Origin of the sequence: Winogradskyella sp. MIT101101 (assembly GCF_047126865.1) — a bacterium.
Classification (GTDB): Bacteria; Bacteroidota; Bacteroidia; order Flavobacteriales; family Flavobacteriaceae; genus Winogradskyella; species Winogradskyella ouciana.
Window position 1 is genome coordinate 2,911,885 of record NZ_CP138982.1, and the last position, 19,902, is coordinate 2,931,786.

Here is a 19,902-nt window from a genome sequence, read left to right on the forward strand (position 1 = left end):
CTATGGGAAATATAGTTGCAGTTGTTGGAAGACCCAACGTCGGAAAATCCACTTTTTTTAACCGTTTAATTAAAAGGCGCGAAGCTATAGTAGATGCCGTTAGCGGTGTTACGAGAGACCGTCATTACGGAAAAACTGATTGGAATGGTCGGGAGTTTTCCATAATTGATACAGGTGGTTATGTGGTTGGTAGCGACGATGTTTTTGAAGCTGAAATTGACAAACAAGTTGAGCTCGCCATTGACGAAGCCGATGCCATAATTTTTATGGTAGATGTTGAAACTGGTGTTACAGGTATGGACGAGGATGTGGCTAACCTTCTCAGAAAAGTAGATAAGCCTGTTTTTCTCGCGGTCAATAAAGTAGATAACAACAAAAGAGCTGCAGATGCTGTAGAATTTTATGCCTTAGGTTTAGGTGATTATTTCACCATTGCCAGTATCAACGGAAGTGGTACAGGTGACTTATTGGATGCTGTTGTTGAAGCCTTACCAGAAAAAGAAGATACAGACGAAGAAGAACTACCTCGATTTGCAGTAGTTGGTCGACCAAATGCAGGAAAATCTTCATTTATAAATGCATTAATAGGTGAGGAGCGATATATCGTAACAGATATTGCAGGTACCACAAGAGATTCCATAGATACCAAATACAACCGTTTTGGTTTTGAATTTAATTTGGTAGATACTGCAGGTATCAGACGAAAATCAAAAGTAAAAGAAGACTTAGAATTCTATTCTGTAATGCGAAGCGTAAGAGCTATAGAGCATTGCGATGTTTGCTTGTTGGTCTTGGATGCCACTCGTGGATTTGATGGTCAGGTTCAAAATATTTTCTGGTTAGCAGAGCGTAATAGAAAAGGAATTGTGATTTTGGTAAACAAATGGGACTTGGTTGATAAAGACACCAAAACTTCCAAAGAATTTGAGCAACATATTAGAGAAGAAATAGCACCATTTACTGATGTGCCTATTGTATTCATCTCAGTCTTAAATAAACAACGAATTTTTAAAGCTATAGAAACAGCAGTTGAGGTCTATAAGAATAGAACTAAGCGTATAAAGACTAGTGTGCTTAATGATGTTTTACTTCCAATTATAGAACACAATCCACCGCCAGCTTACAAAGGGAAGTATGTTAAGATTAAATACATTATGCAATTGCCAACTCCGCAACCGCAATTCGCCTTTTTCTGTAATTTACCACAATATGTAAAAGAGCCTTATAAACGTTTTCTTGAAAATCAATTGAGAGATCATTTTGATTTTAATGGAGTTCCTGTAAGCGTGTACATGCGCAAAAAGTAGTAACTTAGCTTTTGCTATGTTGAGATCAGGGCTACATATTATTTGTTTGATTTTTATAATGTTGGGTCAAACGCTATGGGCTCAAAATCCTCCAAATATAACAGCTACCGGAAACCAATTCTATTGTGGTGAAGCACCTATGCCCATTGTAACAGATGTCTCCATTTACGGAGGTTCAGGTGATGACGTACTCGAGGAGGTTTTTGTTCAAATAGCTACTGGATACACCTTGGGCAGTGATGTGTTATCATTAACTGGGATACACCCTAATATAACAGCATCTTGGTCTATCGGAGAAGGCTTGTTGACTTTAACTGGTCCTGCAAGTTTTACTGAATTTGAAAATGCTATTTTAGATATTCAATTTCAAACTTCCGAGAATAATTTTACACAAGATAAATTCTTTTCTATTAACCTAGGCAACGCCAACTTTTTACCTGCAACAGGCCATTATTATTTATATGTTGCCGAAGAAGGTATAACTTGGACAGAGGCAAAAACGGCAGCATCCGAATTAACTTTTTTCGGTCTACAAGGGTATTTGGCTACAATTACTACCGAAGAAGAGGTGCAATTAACAGGAGAACAAGCTGAAGGAACTGGTTGGATAGGTGGATCAGACCAGGCCACAGAAGGAGTCTGGAGGTGGGAAACAGGCCCAGAAGCTGGTCAGATATTTTGGAATGGTGCAGTTAATGGGAGTGCACCTGCTGGTATGTTTGTCTTTTGGAATAATGGTGAACCTAACAATATAGGTGATGAAGATTATGCACATGTCACTGACCCAAGTGTCGGTATCTTGGGATCTTGGAACGATTTACAAGTTCAAGGAGATGCAGTAGGAAGTCCGTACCATCCTCAAGGATATATTGTAGAATTTGGTGGTATGGACGGTGATCCAAATATTGAAGTTTCAGCGAGCTCTATTATTATAATGCCAAAAACAGAAGTAGTCACAAATAGTCTTTGTGATGAGGGATTGGCACAAATCAATTTAACTACTAATGCAGATGAGGTGTTTTGGTATGCAGCGGAAACTTCTACTGAGATAATTAATACAGGTCTCAGTTTTGAGGATTATATTGATGCAAACACAACCTACTATTTATTACCCTTATTTAATGGTTGTTCCGATGGAAATAGAATTCCTGTAACGGTTAATGTCTATGCTTCACCAATTGCAAATGATATTACGATTATTCAATGTGATGATGAAGTTATTGACGGAATTTCAAGCTTCAACCTTTATAACTATACAGATGATATTGTAAGAAATGAGCAAGGGCAGGTTGTGCCGATTTGGGATGTCTATTTTTTTGAAGATACCATGCTACAGAACCAGATAGATGGAAATAACTATGTAAATACATCAAACAATCAAATTATTTACGCTCAGGTCTATGATGAGTTTACGGATTGCTTTTCGGTATCCGAAGTCACTTTACAAGTCAATATACCACAACAGTTTGCAGCAAGTTTAGAAGTCTGTGATGATTTTATTGAAGATGGCTTTGCATTTTTCAATCTCACCGAAGCTGATTCTCAAATATTGGAAAATTCTCCTGTAAATGCGTCCTTGGGTTACTATGTAACATATAATGACGCCTTATTAAGGGTGAATGAAATCACAGAAGACTATTTTAATGAAGTGGCTTATAGTCAAACGGTCTATGCCAGAGTTGATATAGATGAAACATGTTATGCTATTAACGAAGTTAATTTAACTGTTAAAGACTTACCCAATGTTACTCAGTATGAAGAAGTGTATTATTGTTTAAACACTTTTCCTGAAACAATTACACTTTCTGGAGGCATCATAGATGATACACCTAATAATTATGCCTATGATTGGTCAACAGGTGAGACTACAATAAATATTGAAGTCAACGAAACAGGGACTTACGAAGTGTTTGTAACAAAACCAGCAGGCTGTACCAATAGAAGAACTATTGTGGTGCTTCCATCGAGTACTGCAGTAATTGAAACCATTGAAGTTACCGATATATCAGAAAATAATATGATAACTGTTTTGGTATCAGGTGATGGTGACTATGTTTATGCACTAGATGATGAAAATGGTGTTTATCAAGAATCCAATAGTTTTGAAAATGTTTCGGCAGGTATTCACACGGTTTATGTAAAAGATATAAAAGCAGATTGCGGAATAGTTTCAGAGGATATTTCAGTTTTAGGTTTCCCAAAGTTTTTTACACCAAATGCAGACGGAAAAAACGATTTTTGGGAAATTAAGGGTTTTTCAACTCAGTTCCCAGTGACTTACAGCGTAGAGGTTTTTAATCGATATGGTAAGATTATCACTGTACTAGATAAAGACAATCCCAAATGGGATGGTAAATATAATGGTTTGTTATTGCCAACTGATGATTATTGGTTTGTTGCAAAATTGGCCGATGGTAGGACATTTAAAGGCCACTTCACTTTAAAGCGTTGAGGGTAAAAACTGTCTTTGATAATAAATTTCTTATATTTAATTAAAAGATTAAATGTTAAGAACCATAACCATATTGTATTTTGTTATGCTATCCTCTAGTCATTTTTATGGACAAGGATCGGCAAACATATGGTATTTTGGTACAAATGCAGGCTTAGACTTTAGCAATGGGTTTCCTGAGGTTTTATTTGATAGTGAAATGGCAACTTTAGAAGGTTGTGCCACTATATCAAACGATTTTGGAGAATTGTTATTTTACACGGATGGTTTAAATGCTTATAATAGAAATCATCAAGTGATGCAAAATGGTACAGGGCTCGGTGGTGATTTTTCTAGTTCTCAATCCGCATTGATTGTCCCAAAGCCAGGAACTGAGAATTGTTATTATATTTTTACCGTAGATGCGGATGGAGGACCTAACGGATTACAATATTCTGAAGTGAATATGGATTTAGACAATGGTTTAGGCGCTATAACCAATACTAAAAATGTTCTTTTATTTACTCCGGCAACAGAACAACTTACAGCTACTAAGATAAACCAGCAAGATGCTTATTGGGTGTTAGGCCATAAGTTAAATAGCAATGAGTATTTAGCCTACAATGTTAATGCTTTAGGTGTAAATCCAAATCCGGTAATATCGGCAATAGGCTCAGAAGTAACGATAGATAACAATATTGGGCAAATGAAATTTTCGCATCAAAGAAATCGTTTAGCGGCTGCAAGATCTTATGAAGTACAAATTTTTGATTTCAATAATTTAACGGGAGTTTTATCAAATTTATTATCATTGGATTTTAGTGATAATTTTTATGGAGTTGAATTCTCTCCAAATGGTGAAGTATTATATTCCTCTCATTTTGATAGTGGTTTTTTTTTAGGTGGAGGTGTGAGACAGTTTTATTTATACTCCAATGACGCTGAACAAATTTCGTTTTCGAGTATTGATTTGGTATTTGAAGAAAATGCTTTATTTGGATCGTTACAACTTGCCCCAGATGGAAAAATTTATATTGCAAGAGTAGATGACAATAGTTTGGATGTAATTGAAAACCCTGATGTGGCAGGTCTGGACTGTAATTATATTACTCAAGCAATTAACCTTCAAAACAATACATCAATATTTGGCTTACCAACATTCATTCAACCATATATTGATGCTACATTTGAAATTTGTCCAGGTGAAGTAATATATTTCCATTCGCAGATTATTGGTGATCTTGATTCACTTATTTGGGATTTTGGAGATGGTAATACATCGGTAGAAGTAAATCCTTCACATACTTATAGCTCTCCTGGTACTTACGAGGTAACATTAACTGTAATGTTAGCGGGGCAATTTATAACTGAATCTAAAACTGTTACTGTATTAAATGAGTCGATTGTTTATTCAGCAGATTTTGTTCAATGCGACGATGAAATATCCGATGGCTTCACGACATTTTATTTAAGTAACTATAATGAATTTTTATATGAGGTTGTTGATGTTCGTAATTTGCAGTCTAATGTTGTGACCTTTTATGAAGATAGTAACTATATTAATGATATTAATAGTGAGAGTTATATCAATACGAGTAATCCCCAAGTTATTTATGCAATAATTGAAGTGCCTGAAACTGGTTGTTTTTATGACGTAGAAGTCAATTTAAGTGTCGCAGATGAGTTGTTGGATAACATCAATATAGACCAATGTATAGATAGTAGTTTAAATGGTATTACTAGCTTTGATTTGTCAATGGCTACAAATCAAATCTTAAACAGTACTACGACCAATCTTACTATTGTATATTATGAAACTTACAGCGATGCAATAGATCAAGAGAGTTCTTTGGCAGACATTTTTACAAATAACATACCTTATGGTCAAATTATATATGCTAGAGCTGAAAATGGTGGGGTTTGTTATGGTATATATCCTGTTAATTTAAATGCTTATGATATCCCAGATGTTATAGAGCAAGAAGATCTATATATATGTACCGACTCAGTCTTGGAAATATTGACTTTAGATAATGGTGTTACAAGCGGAAATGCGGAAGACTATACCTACAATTGGTCAACTGGGGAGGTAACACAACAAGTTCAGGTTAGTGAACCAGGTACATATACTGTTACTATAAGCACTGAGCAAGGTTGTACAGTAGAGAGAATTATAAATGTTTTGCCATCTAGTGTTGCAAATATTCAAAATATAGAGATTACAGGTAATCCAAATAACAGTGTGGTTTATGTAAGTGTATCTGGTGATGGAAATTATATGTTTGCTCTCGATGATGAATATGGTAGCTACCAATCCTCTCAAGCTTTTAACAATGTATCTCCCGGCATCCATACGGTTTTTGTAAAAGATATAAAAGGAGATTGCGGTGTTATTTCTGAGACTTTTTCGGTTTTGGGATACCCAAATTTTTTTACTCCAAATAGTGATTCAATAAATGATACATGGCATTTGCTAGGGAATGTCCAAGAATTTCGTGTATCAGCAGTTGTTGAGATATTTAATAGGTACGGAAAATTATTAGCGATACTTGATGATAACAATCCCAATTGGGATGGTAAATATAATGGCGCGTTATTGCCAACTGATGATTATTGGTTTGTTGCAAAATTAGCCGATGGTAGGACATTTAAAGGTCATTTCACTTTAAAGAACTAATTGAAACTTTATATTTCTTTTAAGAAAATTCATACGATTTATTGCTTTCTTGCGTTTTTAATTTAGCTATTATTTAAAACCATCAATCAATCAATCTTTATGAAAAAACTATGTTTAGTTTTTGCATTACTGCTTACAGTATATTCTTTCTCTCAAGAAAAATCATTTGAAATCACAGGAAAACTCATGGCTGAGGATACTGAAAGCCCTGTTGAGTCAGCAACAATTTACTTAGAACGTGTTAAGGATAGTAGTGTTGTAACATATACCATTTCAGATAAAGAAGGAAAGTTTAAATTAGAAGGTACAGCCTATGCAGACAGCTTAAATTTCTATGTGTCTTACGTGGGTTACAGTACTTACTTTAAAAAAGTGTTAATCGATAAAGAAAAAATTGATCTTAAAACGATTACCATGCAAGTGGATAATAGACTCGATGAAGTTCTCGTAAAATCTACGGCACCCATCACGGTTAAACAAGATACACTAGAGTTTAATGTAAAATCATTTAAAACAAAAAAGGACGCCAATGTTGAGGATTTGCTTAAGCAATTACCTGGTGTTGAGGTAGATGATCAAGGTAATATTACGGTTAATGGCAAGCCTGTGAACAAAATCTTGGTGAATGGTAAACCGTTTTTTGGAAACGATCCTACCATAACCACTAAGAACCTGACCAAAGATATCATTGAAAAAATTCAGATTGTGGATACCAAAACCAAGTCCGAAGCTTTTTCTGGTGAAGCTGGTGATCAAGAAAATAAAACCATTAATCTTACCATTAAAGAAGAAAATAACAAAGGTGTTTTTGGACGTGTTTCAGCTGGTGCTGGTACGGACGAGCGCTATGAATATGCTGGTATGCTTAACTTTTTTGATAATGACAGGCGTATTAGCATACTTGCAGGAGGTAACAATATTAATTCTCCAGGTTTTAGTTTTGGTGAAATTTCTAAAATGTTTGGAACAGGAGGCGGAATTTCATTTAACAGTAACGGGACGTTTGCGGTTGGTGGTCGTTCATTTGGTGGAGGGCAAGGTATTACAACATCGCGGAGTACAGGTTTAAATTACGCCGATGTTATAGGCGAAACCATAGATATTTCTACAGATTATTTTAATTCTTCGAGTAATTCGGAAAACGAAACATCATCAGAACGTGAAACCATTTTGGCGGATTCGAGATTTTTTACAAACTCCAATTCCAGATCTATCAGTGATACAGACAGTCACTCAGCTAACCTCGAATTTGAAATAGAAACGGATTCTACATTTCAACTTAATATAGAACCGTCTTTTAGTTACTCTAAATCAAAAACGTTTTATGATAGCAATGATGAAACACTTGATGAAGATATGGTATTGACCAACCAATCTTCTGTAAATTCTGAAGTAGAACGTTACGCAAGGGAATTTTCTACAGACTTATCTGCAACTAAACGATTTGGAAGCAAGGGTGCTTTTGTGAGAGCCGAATTATCGACCAATGTAAGCAAGCAAGAAAGTGATGATTTTTTAAACTCTGTCGCTGAAATTTTTGGTACAGAACCAGAAACCATAGTTAGGGATCAGTTCACAGATGGTCTTAATGATAGCTATGGGTTTTCTACAGAACTTACTTATAGATTACCAATAATCGAAAAGAAATTTTTTCTGAATTTTGAATATCGATACTCTAGGGATAAAGACAGAAATAGAGAAAGTACTTTTGATTTTGATGACAACACCCAAGGCTTCACGAATTTTAATACGGAATTAAGTACAGATTTTGAATATACCGACTCTAGGAGTGTGCCTAATTTTGGCGCTACTTTTAGAGGTGAAAAATTATACACACGTTTCGATATAGGTTATAACATTCGTACGCTAGAAAACAACGATCTATTGCGCCCGCAGTTTAATGTAGAGCGTCAATTTAAAAATATTGAAGCGAGTTACAGGGTAAATTATAGGTTTAGTCCTAAATCATCAATTTACGGAAGTTATTGGTTACGAAACAATCCACCAGCATTGAGACAATTACAGGCGTTTACGGATGTATCCAATCCGTTAAGTGTTATCATTGGTAACCCAAACCTAGAGCCTTCTAATCGCCATAGTTTTTATGCTGGCTATAATGGCTTCGATTGGCAAAAGCGAACCGGTTTTTATGCCAATATTAATGCGAGTTTTACGGATAATCAAGTGGTTTCTAAATCTGTGGTAGATCCAGAAACATTGGTAAGGACAACTACATACGAAAATGTAGATGGTAATTATAATTTTGGTATTTCGGGTAATTACAGCAAGGAAATAAGGATAGATACTTTAAAAAAGGTAAAGTTTAATTTAAGAACTCGATTTAACCGAAGTAAAAACATCAACTTTAATAACGATGTGCAATATGCCAGCACTGTAAATACCATTTCACCTCGTCTTGGTGTTGATTTTTACTGGGAAAAAGTCATGGAGATAAGACCGTTTTACGAACTCAATATTTCTAATAATGCCTACGATATTGATGCGTTTGAAGATATTAATTTTATAAGTCATAATGCTGGGTTGAGAACAGCGACTTTTTTACCCAAAAAGTTTGAATGGCGAAATGACATCAACTTTAATTACAACCCAAATGTGGCTGAAGGCTTTCAGAAAAGTGCTTGGTTTTGGAATTCTACATTAACCTACAGCTTGCTAAAGGATAAAGGGTTAATTACTTTAAAAGTGTACGATTTGCTCAACCAAAACACCAATGCAAGACGTATAGCCACGCAAGATTATATTCAAGATTCCCAAAGTACCGTTTTAAGACAATACTTTATGCTTGGCTTTAGCTATAAATTCAATAGTCTAGGAAGTAAAGGTGAAGTAGGTAAGGATAGTTTTTTCTTTTTAGATTAGTCCCAAAGAAGAAACAAAGAATCTAGAGCTTTACTCACACCTTTATAATACATTTCAGATTTAAATTCTGGCACCATAATGTTTTCAATAATCATTTGGCATTCATAGTAAGAAATGGTTTTTTCGGTTCCTAAACCAGTTGAAATGGCAATTTCTCTATCATACTTGGATATTGTGATCAATAAGCCATTGTTTTTTTCTTTGGTGCCGATTCCCCAAGATTCTGCCACCTGAGTACTGAAGTATAGTATATCTTCATTTTTTGGAATGGAATCAACAGTTAAAACCGCAGCTTGATTTGTGGTTGACTTCTCAAAATCCAGAATTTTTTGAGTTAATGAATCGCGCTCAGACTGCGTAAATAAATTTGAAGTGTCATAGACAACACTCTGGTTTACATTTTCAGGAATATAAGAGGAAACAGTAGTGTTCTTGTTATCCTTACACCCAAAAAGGATAATAAAAGCAAGAATTAGGTACGGTACTTTTTTCATCTCAAAACGTTTAATTCAGGAAACGGGTTTAGAAAACGGCTAACTGCCTACTGAGTACTGATAATTGCAAATTTTTCCCCTTAGGGGAAATGTCCGCAGGACAATGGGTCTTTACCATCCACCAGAAGCTCCACCACCTCCAAAGCTACCGCCTCCGAAGCCTCCACCAAATCCGCCTCCGCCAAAGCTGCCGCCTGAAGAACCTCCGCCAAAGATACCACCAGAGGATGAGCCTCTAGAATAACTTCCACGACCCATATTACTTAAAATAATAGCTTCTAAGATACTTCTAGCATCATCATCGTTTCTGTTACCTCTATTGCCACCGCGGCCACCACCACGAGTTTTGGATATAGCTATGATAAATATGATGAATATTACAAATAAGATAAAGAATACTGCAAAAGGGAATTCGCTGCTGTTACTTTGTCTTGTACTTTGATATTCGCCATTCATTACTTCAAAAATGGCATCTGTAGCTCTGTTTAATCCACCATAATAATCGTTGCGTTTAAAATATGGGATTATATCTCTATCAATGATTCGCTTACTTAAGGCGTCTGTCAATAAATGTTCAACGCCTTTACCAGTATTGATTCCGATTTTACGATCGTCCTTGGCTAAAAGTATAAGAATACCGTTGTCTTCTTTTTCTTGGCCAATTCCCCATTTTTCGCCCCATTGTGCTCCGAGATAATTGATATATTCACCTTCGGTGGAGCTTATTATGGCTATAACAATTTGTGTAGAGGTTGTATCTGAATATCGAATCAATTTTTCTTCTAAACTGCTTTTTTGAGATGGAGTTAGAAGATTGATATCATCATAGACACTGGTCTGAAATTCTGGCACAGGTGGAATCTCATATTGTGCATAAACACTAAAAACACTAGCTAGACAGAGAAAAAAAACGATATATCTTAATGTTTGCATTAGCCTTTAGAGATTGTGTTATCTAATTCATTTCTATCTCCATGCTCCCAAGGAAAATGTTTTGAAAGCACTTTACCAGCCTCATGGATACCATCAATGATACCTTGCTTAAAATTCCCTGATTTGAACTGTGACGAGATTTTGTCGCGAGTAGAGTTCCAAAAATCAGAACCAACTACATTGTTGATGCCTTGATCGCCAAAAATCACAAAGGCTTTATTGTCAACAGCCACATAAATGAGCACTCCATTTTGCTGGCTGGTGTTATCCATTTTTAAAATATGGAAAACCTCCAAGGCACGTTCGTACACATCAATATTACATTTCTGTTCTAAGTGTACACGGATTTCACCTGAGGTCTCACGTTCAGCAACTCGAATAGCTTCAATGATTTCCTCTTCTTCTTTTGTAGTTAGGAAATCTTCAATATATGGCATAGGATTTTTTAATTAAAATCGAATTCTACGTCAACAGGTTTTTCTGCTCCAGCTTCGGCTTCATAATATCCCATTTCATCAAAACCTAGAATACCAGCAATGATTTTATTTGGGAACGTTCTAACGTGATTATTGTATGGCTCAACCGATTCATTAAATCGATCTCTAGCTACGTTAATTCGGTTTTCTGTACCTTCCAATTGACTTTGAAGTTCAACAAAATTTTGGTTAGCTTTTAAATCTGGGTAGCGTTCAACAGTAACTAATAATCTAGATAGAGCACTACTTAATCCACTTTGGGCTTGTTGAAATCTTGCTAAATTTTGTGGACTTAAATCTTCAGCATTATTAATATTAATTTCTGGCTTAGATGCTTCTGCCCGAGCTTTTATAACGGCTTCTAAGGTACTCTTTTCAAAATCTGCAGCACCTTGTACAGTTTTAACTAAGTTTCCAATAAGATCATTACGTCGTTGATAGCTGCTTTCAACATTAGACCAAGATTTTTTTGCAGATTCTTCAAGTTTTACAGCTGTATTGTTCACATTCATTCCCCAAAATGCAATGATTACTACTAGCACTAATGGAATTATCCATTTTTTCATAATTAGTGAGTTTTAAAGTTGATTTTTTATTTTGATGAGCTGAGCCTTAATGTCTTCTAGCTTTTCAATGATTTCAAATTTTTCGAGGGATTGCTTCTTTTCTTCTTTGAGATGAATTTTTGCTCCCTCTAAAGTAAAACCTCTTTCCTTTACCAGATGGTAGATGAACTTTAAATTTTTAATATCCTCTGGAGTGAATTTTCGGTTGCCCTTGGCATTTTTCTTTGGCTTTATAACATCAAATTCCTTTTCCCAAAAGCGGATTAAAGATGCATTGACATTAAATGCTTTGGCAACTTCACCAATACCGTAATAACGTTTTTCTGGTAATTCTATATGCATCTTAATCGAGGGATTGATTTTCTAAAGAAGCTCTTTGAAGCAATACATCAAATTCTTCTGGTGATAGATTTCCATAATAGAAGTTTATAGGGTTGATGCGCTCACCATCCTTAAAAATCTCGTAATGCAAATGCGGAGCTTCAGAACGTCCTGTACTTCCTACAAAACCTATTAAATCTCCACGCTTTACACGTTGGTTAACTCTTACATTGTATTTGTATAAATGGGCATAAAGTGATACGTAGCCAAAACCATGGTCTATACGAATATGTTTACCATAACCTGTAGAGCTATTGTCCGCGCGTTTTACAACACCATCGCCAGTGGCATAAACAGGTGTGCCTCGTGGTGCTGTAAAGTCCATCCCAAAATGGAACTTTCTAACCTTGGTAAAGGGATCTGTTCTGTAACCATAACCAGATGCCATCCGTGTTAAATTAAGATTGTTAACTGGTTGTATAGCTGGTATAGCTTCTAAAAATTTTTCTTTGTCCTCAGCCAATTTTGCAATTTCATCCAAAGATTTGGATTGTACTACTATAGCTTTTTCCAGTATATCTAATCGCTTATTGCTTTCTGCAATTAATTGCGAGTTGTCAAAACCTTCAAATTTCTTATAACGGTTGATACCACCAAATCCCGCTCGTCTTTGCTCTTCTGGTATTGGGTTAGCTTCAAAATAAAGTCTATATATCGCATTGTCACGCTCTTCAACGTTTTCTAGAGCAGCAATGGCGTCATCCATACGTTTGTTGAGGAGTTCATATTGTAACTCCATATTCTGTAACTCTCTGGCCAATTGGCGCTCTTTAGGAGATTCAATATAATGGCTCACTATGGCAAAAGACAAAAAACCAAACAGAGCCGCTGCTAAAAGAAAAATAGTGGCATATTTAAAGGTTGTCCTTTTTTTGCGCTTTATCTTACGGTAAGAAAGCGTCTCAGCATCATAATAATATTTTACCTTAGCCATGTTTGAATTTATACTATTTTTGCAGCTACAAAGCCCAAAACGCAAGCCAATTTTATTAGCGCAACGACCAAAGATAAAAATTGTTTTGCAATTGTGGTAATATAAACTAAACAAGCTATAATTTCAGTATATGAAGTCTCAAGATATTCGCGATAAATTTTTAAAATTCTTTGAAAGCAAACAGCACCTTATTGTTCCGTCTGCTCCAATGGTATTAAAGGATGATCCGACTTTAATGTTCGTCAATTCTGGGATGGCACCTTTTAAGGAATATTTTTTAGGCAATGCAGACCCTAAGAAAAATCGAATTGCAGATTCTCAAAAATGCCTAAGGGTGTCTGGTAAGCATAACGATTTAGAAGAAGTTGGTTATGATACTTATCACCACACTCTTTTTGAAATGCTCGGTAACTGGAGTTTTGGCGATTACTTTAAAAAAGAGGCTATTGCTTGGGCTTGGGAATTACTGACTGAAGTTTACGGTATTGATAAAGACATTCTCTATGTCACCGTTTTTGAGGGTAGTGATGATGATAGTTTAGATGTTGACCAAGAAGCTTACGACATTTGGAAACAATACATTTCTGAAGACCGTATTCTTATGGGCAACAAAAAAGACAACTTTTGGGAAATGGGAGACCAAGGCCCTTGCGGACCTTGTAGCGAAATCCATGTAGATATTCGTTCAGCTGACGACAAAGCGAAAGTGGACGGAAAATCATTAGTTAATATGGACCATCCTCAGGTTGTGGAAATCTGGAACCTGGTCTTTATGCAGTACAACCGTAAAGCAAATGGTTCTCTCGAGATCTTGCCAAATAAACATATTGATACAGGTATGGGCTTTGAACGTTTGTGTATGGTATTACAAGACGTTCAGTCTAATTACGATACGGATGTTTTTACGCCAATTATAAGGGAGATTGAAACCATTTCGGGAAAAGGATATGGCAAAGATGATAAAACTGATATTGCGATTAGAGTGATATCAGATCACGTAAGAGCCGTTGCATTTTCTATAGCAGATGGACAGTTGCCCAGCAATACAGGAGCTGGTTATGTGATTCGAAGAATTTTGCGTAGAGCGATTCGTTATGGATTTACATTTTTAAACCAGAAAGAACCTTTTATCTATAAACTTACGGATACATTGAGCAAGCAAATGGGAACTGCATTTCCGGAGCTTAAGAATCAAAAGCGACTTATTGAAAATGTCATTAAAGAGGAAGAGCATTCTTTTTTGAGAACTTTGGATCAAGGCTTATTGTTGTTGGATAGGGTCATTGAGAACTCTAAGTCCGAAACCATTTCTGGTACAAAAGCCTTTGAATTATATGACACTTATGGTTTTCCATTGGATTTAACCCAACTTATTGCCAAGGAAAAAGGCTATACCATTGATGAAGCTGGTTTTAATGCTGAAATGAAAAAGCAAAAAGACCGCTCTAGGGCTGCTTCGGCTTCGGAGACTTCGGATTGGGTAGTTTTAAAAGAAGATGATACGGAAGAATTCATAGGTTACGACACTTTGGCTGTTGATGTAAAGTTGACGCGCTATAGAAAAGTGACCTCAAAAAAAGAAGGAGAGCAATATCAATTGGTGTTTAATATGACACCATTTTATCCTGAAGGAGGTGGACAAGTTGGTGACAAAGGTTCCATTGAAGCTTCAAATGGAGAGGTGATTTATATATTGGATACAAAAAAAGAGAACAATGTCATCATCCATATTGCCAAGAATTTACCAGAGCATTTAAATGATACGTTTAGAGCAGAGGTCAATGAAGAGCATAGACGTTTATCAGCAAGTAACCATACGGCAACACACTTATTGCACCAAGCGTTAAGAACAGTTTTAGGTGAACATGTGGAGCAAAAAGGATCTTTGGTACGACCAAAATCCTTGCGTTTCGATTTTTCGCATTATGCAAAAGTTGAACCAGACCAATTACAGCAAATTGAAGATTTTGTCAATGCAAGGATAAAGGAAAACCTTCCGTTGGAAGAGCAGCGCAATATCCCGATGCAAAAAGCTTTGGATGAAGGTGCTTTGGCATTATTCGGAGAAAAATATGGAGATACGGTAAGAGCTATTCGCTTTGGTCAGTCTATGGAATTGTGTGGTGGAACACATGTGCCAAATACAGGGGATATTTGGCATTTTAAGATTAAATCCGAAGGTGCTATTGCTGCAGGAATAAGACGAATTGAAGCCATAACCAATATGGCTGTCGGTGATTATTTTGAAACTATAGATAAAGAGTACCAAGCCTTAAAGGAAGTTTTGAAAAACCCTAACGAACCTGTAAAGGCAGTTGAAAATTTACAATCTGAAAATGCTGATTTAAAGAAACAGATAGAACAATTACTTAAGGATAAGGCCAAAAATGTAAAGGGTGATCTTAAGAATGAAATTGTTGATGTCAATGGCGTAAACTTCATCGCCAAAAAAGTAGATTTAGATGCTTCAGGTATCAAAGACTTGTGTTTTGAATTGGGTGGTGAGGTCGATAACCTATTTGCAATATTCGGTGCGGATAATAACGGAAAAGCTTTATTATCTTGTTATATATCTAAGAGTCTCGTTGCAGAGAAAGACTTAAATGCTGGGACAATAGTTAGAGAACTAGGTAAACATATCCAAGGTGGAGGTGGTGGTCAACCATTCTTTGCGACTGCTGGTGGAAAGAATCCAGATGGGATTGAGGAGGCTTTAAAGGCTGCAAAAAATTATCTTTAAGTTTGTCCTTCTGCACTTGATGTGGAATCTAATATGAATCTTCAAACCAACATACCACTAAAGCCTCAGCAGCATAATCAAATAGATTACAACTCTAAGATGATGCTTCTAGGGTCGTGTTTTTCAGAAAATATTGGAGAAAAATTTGATTATTTTAAGTTTCAATCCATTGTAAATCCATTCGGAATTCTATTTCATCCCATAGCTATTGAAACCCTTATAACTAGAGCTATCAATAAAGACTATTATTCCGAAAATGAATTGATTTCCCATAACGAACAATGGAGTTGTTTAGATGCACATTCTAGGTTGAATAGCATTTCAAAAGGTGAGCTATTAATTACTCTAAATAAAACTTTAGACGAAACGAATCAACAACTTAACGAGTCAACCCACATTGTAATAACATTAGGAACCAGTTGGGTTTACAGACATATTGCCACAGATAAAATCGTTGTTAATTGCCATAAATTACCTCAAAAACAGTTTTTAAAGGAATTACTTTCAGTTGAGCAAATTTCAGAATCACTTGAAGCTATTGTTAGTTTGATAAAAAGTATAAATCCTAAGGTTAACTTCATATTTACGGTCTCTCCAGTTAGGCATATAAAGGATGGTTTTGTGGAAAACACAAGAAGCAAATCGCATTTAATTGCTGCAATACATCAAACTGTAGAACCAAGAACACAACAATATTATTTTCCTTCATACGAAATTGTAATGGACGAGTTAAGAGACTACCGTTTCTACAATGAGGATATGTTGCACCCAAATAAGCTTGCTATAGATTACATCTGGGAAAAGTTTAAAAATGTTTGGTTATCAGAAGACGCTCTGAAAACCGCAGAACAAGTTGCGGCCATCCAAGCAAAAAGAGCGCATAGGCCGTTCAACCCCAATTCTGAAGCACATCAACAATTTCTTAGGAAACTTCAAACAGAAATGGAGACTTTAAATAGACAATATCCACATATTAAGTTCAATTAAAATAACCTAACGAATTGGTCTCTTTAGTCGTTCCTTGACCATTTCAAAGTTCTTTTTACTCGTGCGCTCCCAACGATAGATGTTATGTTTTTTATCGCGTTGTCCACTTTGTTTTTCTTTTTTCTCTCTTATTTCCTTTACCCAATTAAAGCGTTTTCTAGTAATAGAAATTACAAGCTCATCGTTGCATCCTAAACTTTCAAGCGCATTAAGAGCAGCAATAGACACGTTTTGAATTTTATCGTTCATCGCATGCAGCAAAATAGGTACGGACGAAGGTCTGCCAACATGCTCTAGAGCCTCTGCCGCTAACTGACGTGTTTTATAATTGCCATGTTTTAAAGCATATTCTAATTTATCTACAGCATTAGCGTGCATCCAACTTAAGATGGTGTTTTTTGAAGGCTGAACTAGCTTCAATATAAAGAGTAGATATGAAAAAGAATTTTGCATAAAACAGGTGTTGGCTATTAATTATATGTAGTAAAATTCAACATATTGTTACAAAAATCACCTCAAACACTACGCTTATATGTTTTTAAATAACTGATAATTAATGAATTGTAAAAATATACGTAATTCATCGTATGTTTTGCCTTTATCTTATTGTTGAGATTTGTCTCAGTATTAACCAATAAATATTTCAACAATGAGAACTTTAAAAAACTTCATGTTATTAGTAATGACAGTATCCTTAGTGGCATTGACATCATGCAAAAGTGATGACGATGGCGGAGGAGGTGGAGATGCACCTTCAGGAACCCTAACCGCAAGCGTTGATGGTACTAATTTTCAATCTTTAGATATTTCATCTTCAGCGACCGTAGCAAATAATGGACAGAACTTAATCATTATAGCTTCAAATAGTGATGGGAATGCCTTTGCAATAACTATCATTGGTTATTCTGGCCCAGGAACTTACCCACTTGGAGGCGGAGCTAATATTTTTAACTCTGCTTCATACACAGAAACCGATGTGGATATTAATAATCCTCAGAATTCAACAACAGAAATTTGGCAGGCACCTTATGACGACACACAAGTTGGTGAAATCAATATCTCAGAGGAAACAGATTCTAAGGTGATAGGGACATTTAACTTCTCTGGGAAAAATGTAAATGGAGATCAATCTGTGAAGACTATTACCAATGGATCTTTCAATTTAGATAAGCAGACTACATAATTGATGAGTATGAAAACGCTATTAATTCAAATTAAAAAGGCAATGATGTTGGTACTCGTTTTAGGTGCTACATCATTGTTTGCTCAAGAAACACCAGACTTTAAATATGATCTTGGTGCTAAGATTAATGATATGACGATAACCGTTGGAGGGACTGTTGTTGTAGCTACCAATGACGGTTTGGTAGGGATAAAACCTGGTAGTAATGAGTTATTATTCAACTTTACAGATTATGGAAGAGTAAAGCCAGAAGAATTGAACTATATACCATTATCTCCTTATGTAATGGTAGGGCAAACCGGTTTTGGAAACTTGTCTTCTAAAAAAGCTGTGATAGACCATGTTTCAGGTAAAATACTTTTTACAACAGAGTCTAAAGGCTGGAAGAATGTATTTACTTGCGACGTTATGATGCCACAGAACAAGCTCGTGGTAAGTGGATTTCAAAAGGGTGGAGGTAAAGCTGAAAATGTAACTCCAAAAGTTGCTGTATATGATTTAGGTACAGGTGAGGAGGATTATTCATTTTTCTTGGTGAAGCCAGGAAAAGTAACCATGAAAAATTATGCTGTTACTGGTAAGCCATTACTTTTAAAGGATAAAATGTTAATCCCTACAAGTCAAGGTATTATTGCAAAATCAAAATCGGGAGAAACACTTTGGGAAAATAAGGTGAAGAATGTCAATTGGATGACCAGCAATGAAGCCGAAACAGATATTTATGCTTTTGCCGCAACCGCTAATGGAAAAAACACTAGGATCTATAAAATAGGAGCCAATGGTTCTGAAGCATGGCAAGACGAACGTAAAGTGAAAGGAAGTGTTTCTAACTTTCAGATATTGCCACAAGGATTGGCTGTTGTAAGTGATGTGGCAGGTGGTAGTGGTGCATTAGCCGCTAAGTCTGAATCAAAAATTACAATGTTCAATGCCTCTAATGGTGAGGATCTTTGGGATAAAGCACCAAAAACCAAAGGCTATGTGCAACATTTCTATATTATGGAAGATGGTATTTTATTCGGTATTCAGTCAGGAGGAATCAATAAAGTCTCTTATGATGGTAAACCGTTATTCAAAAAGCCTTTAAAAACAGGAGAGAATATTCTAACTATGGCAGAAACGCCACAAGGACTTATTTATATCACTTCAGAAGACGCCAATATTGTTAATCTAGAAACTGGTGACCAGGTGTGGTCTAAGCCATTAAAGTTTAAAAGAGCAAATGTGGTTAGTTCTACTTTAGATGAAAAAAACAACAGGTACTTAATTGCCGCAGATGAAAAATTATGGAGTATTAATACAAGTTCTGGTGATTCAGAAATCTTAGTAGAAGTCGATTTTGAAGGAAAAGAAGATCCAACTGGTTTAGAGGTTAGAGATGGAGGTATTTTGCTGAGCTCAGATCAAAATATAATGCTGCTCGACTGGGATGGTAAAACTAATTGGCATGAGTACCACAGAGCACCAGGTAAAAGTGCTTTTGGTGCTATATTAGCGGGAGCAGTGGCTGTAGCTTCTACAGGATTGGCTATGGATGCTTCCCTGCGCGCTGGCGCAAACAAAAATTATCTTGGTCAGTATAACCAGTATGGTGCAAGAATGAAACGCACAGCAGATATGTTCTCAGCAATTGGTACAGCATCTTTTAATGAGATGGCAAAACGTTTTAAAGCAACGTCCGCAACCAAGGATGCGCAGTTTGTTTTAACCAAATTAGATGATGGTGTAGGTTTGGTTAAACTAAATAAAGATACTGGCAATACCGAAAAAGAAATTGTACTAAAGGATAAAAAACCAGTGTACAAAGTAGATGAGTATGGTGGGTTTCTATATTATAAACCAAACGATAAGATCATATACGCTTACGATCTTAGTAAATAAATCTTGTTGTTGAGATTTGTTATGATTAGGCG

Annotated in this window: 15 protein-coding genes; 8 read left to right on the forward strand and 7 right to left on the reverse strand. The window is 35.9% G+C overall.

Annotation, left to right across the window (positions count from 1 at the left end; all coding sequences use genetic code 11):
• Window positions 1–2 precede the first annotated feature (2 nt).
• The 4 genes from der to SIB89_RS13110 all read left to right on the forward strand — a co-directional run bounded on the left by der (window position 3) and on the right by SIB89_RS13110 (window position 9,295).
• Window positions 3–1,307, forward strand: coding sequence for a ribosome biogenesis GTPase Der (der, locus tag SIB89_RS13095; RefSeq protein WP_412560119.1), 1,305 nt, complete (start codon window positions 3–5; stop codon window positions 1,305–1,307).
• Between the two features lie 46 nt (window positions 1,308–1,353).
• Window positions 1,354–3,759, forward strand: coding sequence for a T9SS type B sorting domain-containing protein (locus SIB89_RS13100; RefSeq protein ID WP_412560120.1), 2,406 nt, complete (start codon window positions 1,354–1,356; stop codon window positions 3,757–3,759).
• A gap of 52 nt (window positions 3,760–3,811) precedes the next feature.
• Complete coding sequence (locus SIB89_RS13105) at window positions 3,812–6,415, forward strand: T9SS type B sorting domain-containing protein (protein WP_412560121.1); 2,604 nt, start codon at window positions 3,812–3,814, stop codon at window positions 6,413–6,415.
• A gap of 99 nt (window positions 6,416–6,514) precedes the next feature.
• Window positions 6,515–9,295: an outer membrane beta-barrel protein gene (locus tag SIB89_RS13110; protein WP_412560122.1), complete on the forward strand. Its 2,781-nt coding sequence runs from the start codon at window positions 6,515–6,517 to the stop codon at window positions 9,293–9,295.
• On the opposite strand, the gene SIB89_RS13115 is transcribed toward SIB89_RS13110, so the two are convergent.
• The 6 genes from SIB89_RS13115 to SIB89_RS13140 all read right to left on the reverse strand — a co-directional run bounded on the left by SIB89_RS13115 (window position 9,292) and on the right by SIB89_RS13140 (window position 13,079).
• Window positions 9,292–9,789: a TPM domain-containing protein gene (locus tag SIB89_RS13115; protein WP_412560123.1), complete on the reverse strand. Its 498-nt coding sequence runs from the start codon at window positions 9,787–9,789 to the stop codon at window positions 9,292–9,294. The two genes, SIB89_RS13110 and SIB89_RS13115, sit on opposite strands and share 4 nt — an antisense overlap.
• A 111-nt stretch (window positions 9,790–9,900) precedes the next feature.
• Window positions 9,901–10,722: a TPM domain-containing protein gene (locus SIB89_RS13120; protein ID WP_412560124.1), complete on the reverse strand. Its 822-nt coding sequence runs from the start codon at window positions 10,720–10,722 to the stop codon at window positions 9,901–9,903.
• Entirely contained in the window at window positions 10,722–11,159 is a 438-nt protein-coding gene (locus SIB89_RS13125) for a TPM domain-containing protein (protein ID WP_412560125.1), read from the reverse strand. The genes SIB89_RS13120 and SIB89_RS13125 overlap by 1 nt, the downstream gene beginning before the upstream one ends.
• Window positions 11,160–11,167: 8 nt before the next feature.
• A complete protein-coding gene (locus SIB89_RS13130; protein WP_412560126.1) occupies window positions 11,168–11,764 on the reverse strand; it encodes a LemA family protein in 597 nt (198 codons plus the stop codon).
• A 12-nt stretch (window positions 11,765–11,776) separates the two neighbouring features.
• The gene (locus tag SIB89_RS13135; protein ID WP_412560127.1) at window positions 11,777–12,106 is read right to left on the reverse strand and encodes a MerR family transcriptional regulator; all 330 of its coding nucleotides are present in this window, start codon (window positions 12,104–12,106) and stop codon (window positions 11,777–11,779) included.
• 1 nt (window position 12,107) lies between these two features.
• Window positions 12,108–13,079, reverse strand: coding sequence for a M23 family metallopeptidase (locus SIB89_RS13140; protein ID WP_155088511.1), 972 nt, complete (start codon window positions 13,077–13,079; stop codon window positions 12,108–12,110).
• Window positions 13,080–13,209: 130 nt separating this feature from the next.
• On the opposite strand from SIB89_RS13140, the gene alaS reads away from it, so the two are divergent.
• On the forward strand, window positions 13,210–15,819 hold the full coding sequence (alaS, locus tag SIB89_RS13145; protein WP_412560128.1) for an alanine--tRNA ligase: 2,610 nt from the start codon (window positions 13,210–13,212) through the stop codon (window positions 15,817–15,819).
• 33 nt (window positions 15,820–15,852) lie between these two features.
• A complete protein-coding gene (locus tag SIB89_RS13150) occupies window positions 15,853–16,806 on the forward strand; it encodes a GSCFA domain-containing protein (protein ID WP_412560129.1) in 954 nt (317 codons plus the stop codon).
• A gap of 6 nt (window positions 16,807–16,812) precedes the next feature.
• Here SIB89_RS13150 and SIB89_RS13155 read toward each other — a convergent pair whose 3' ends face one another.
• Window positions 16,813–17,259, reverse strand: coding sequence for a HEAT repeat domain-containing protein (locus SIB89_RS13155; RefSeq protein WP_412560130.1), 447 nt, complete (start codon window positions 17,257–17,259; stop codon window positions 16,813–16,815).
• A gap of 196 nt (window positions 17,260–17,455) precedes the next feature.
• Here SIB89_RS13155 and SIB89_RS13160 point away from each other — a divergent pair, with 196 nt between their 5' ends.
• Both SIB89_RS13160 and SIB89_RS13165 read left to right on the forward strand, forming a co-directional pair.
• A complete protein-coding gene (locus tag SIB89_RS13160) occupies window positions 17,456–17,989 on the forward strand; it encodes a DUF6252 family protein (protein WP_412560131.1) in 534 nt (177 codons plus the stop codon).
• A gap of 9 nt (window positions 17,990–17,998) precedes the next feature.
• Complete coding sequence (locus tag SIB89_RS13165; protein ID WP_412560132.1) at window positions 17,999–19,870, forward strand: PQQ-binding-like beta-propeller repeat protein; 1,872 nt, start codon at window positions 17,999–18,001, stop codon at window positions 19,868–19,870.
• Window positions 19,871–19,902 lie beyond the last annotated feature (32 nt).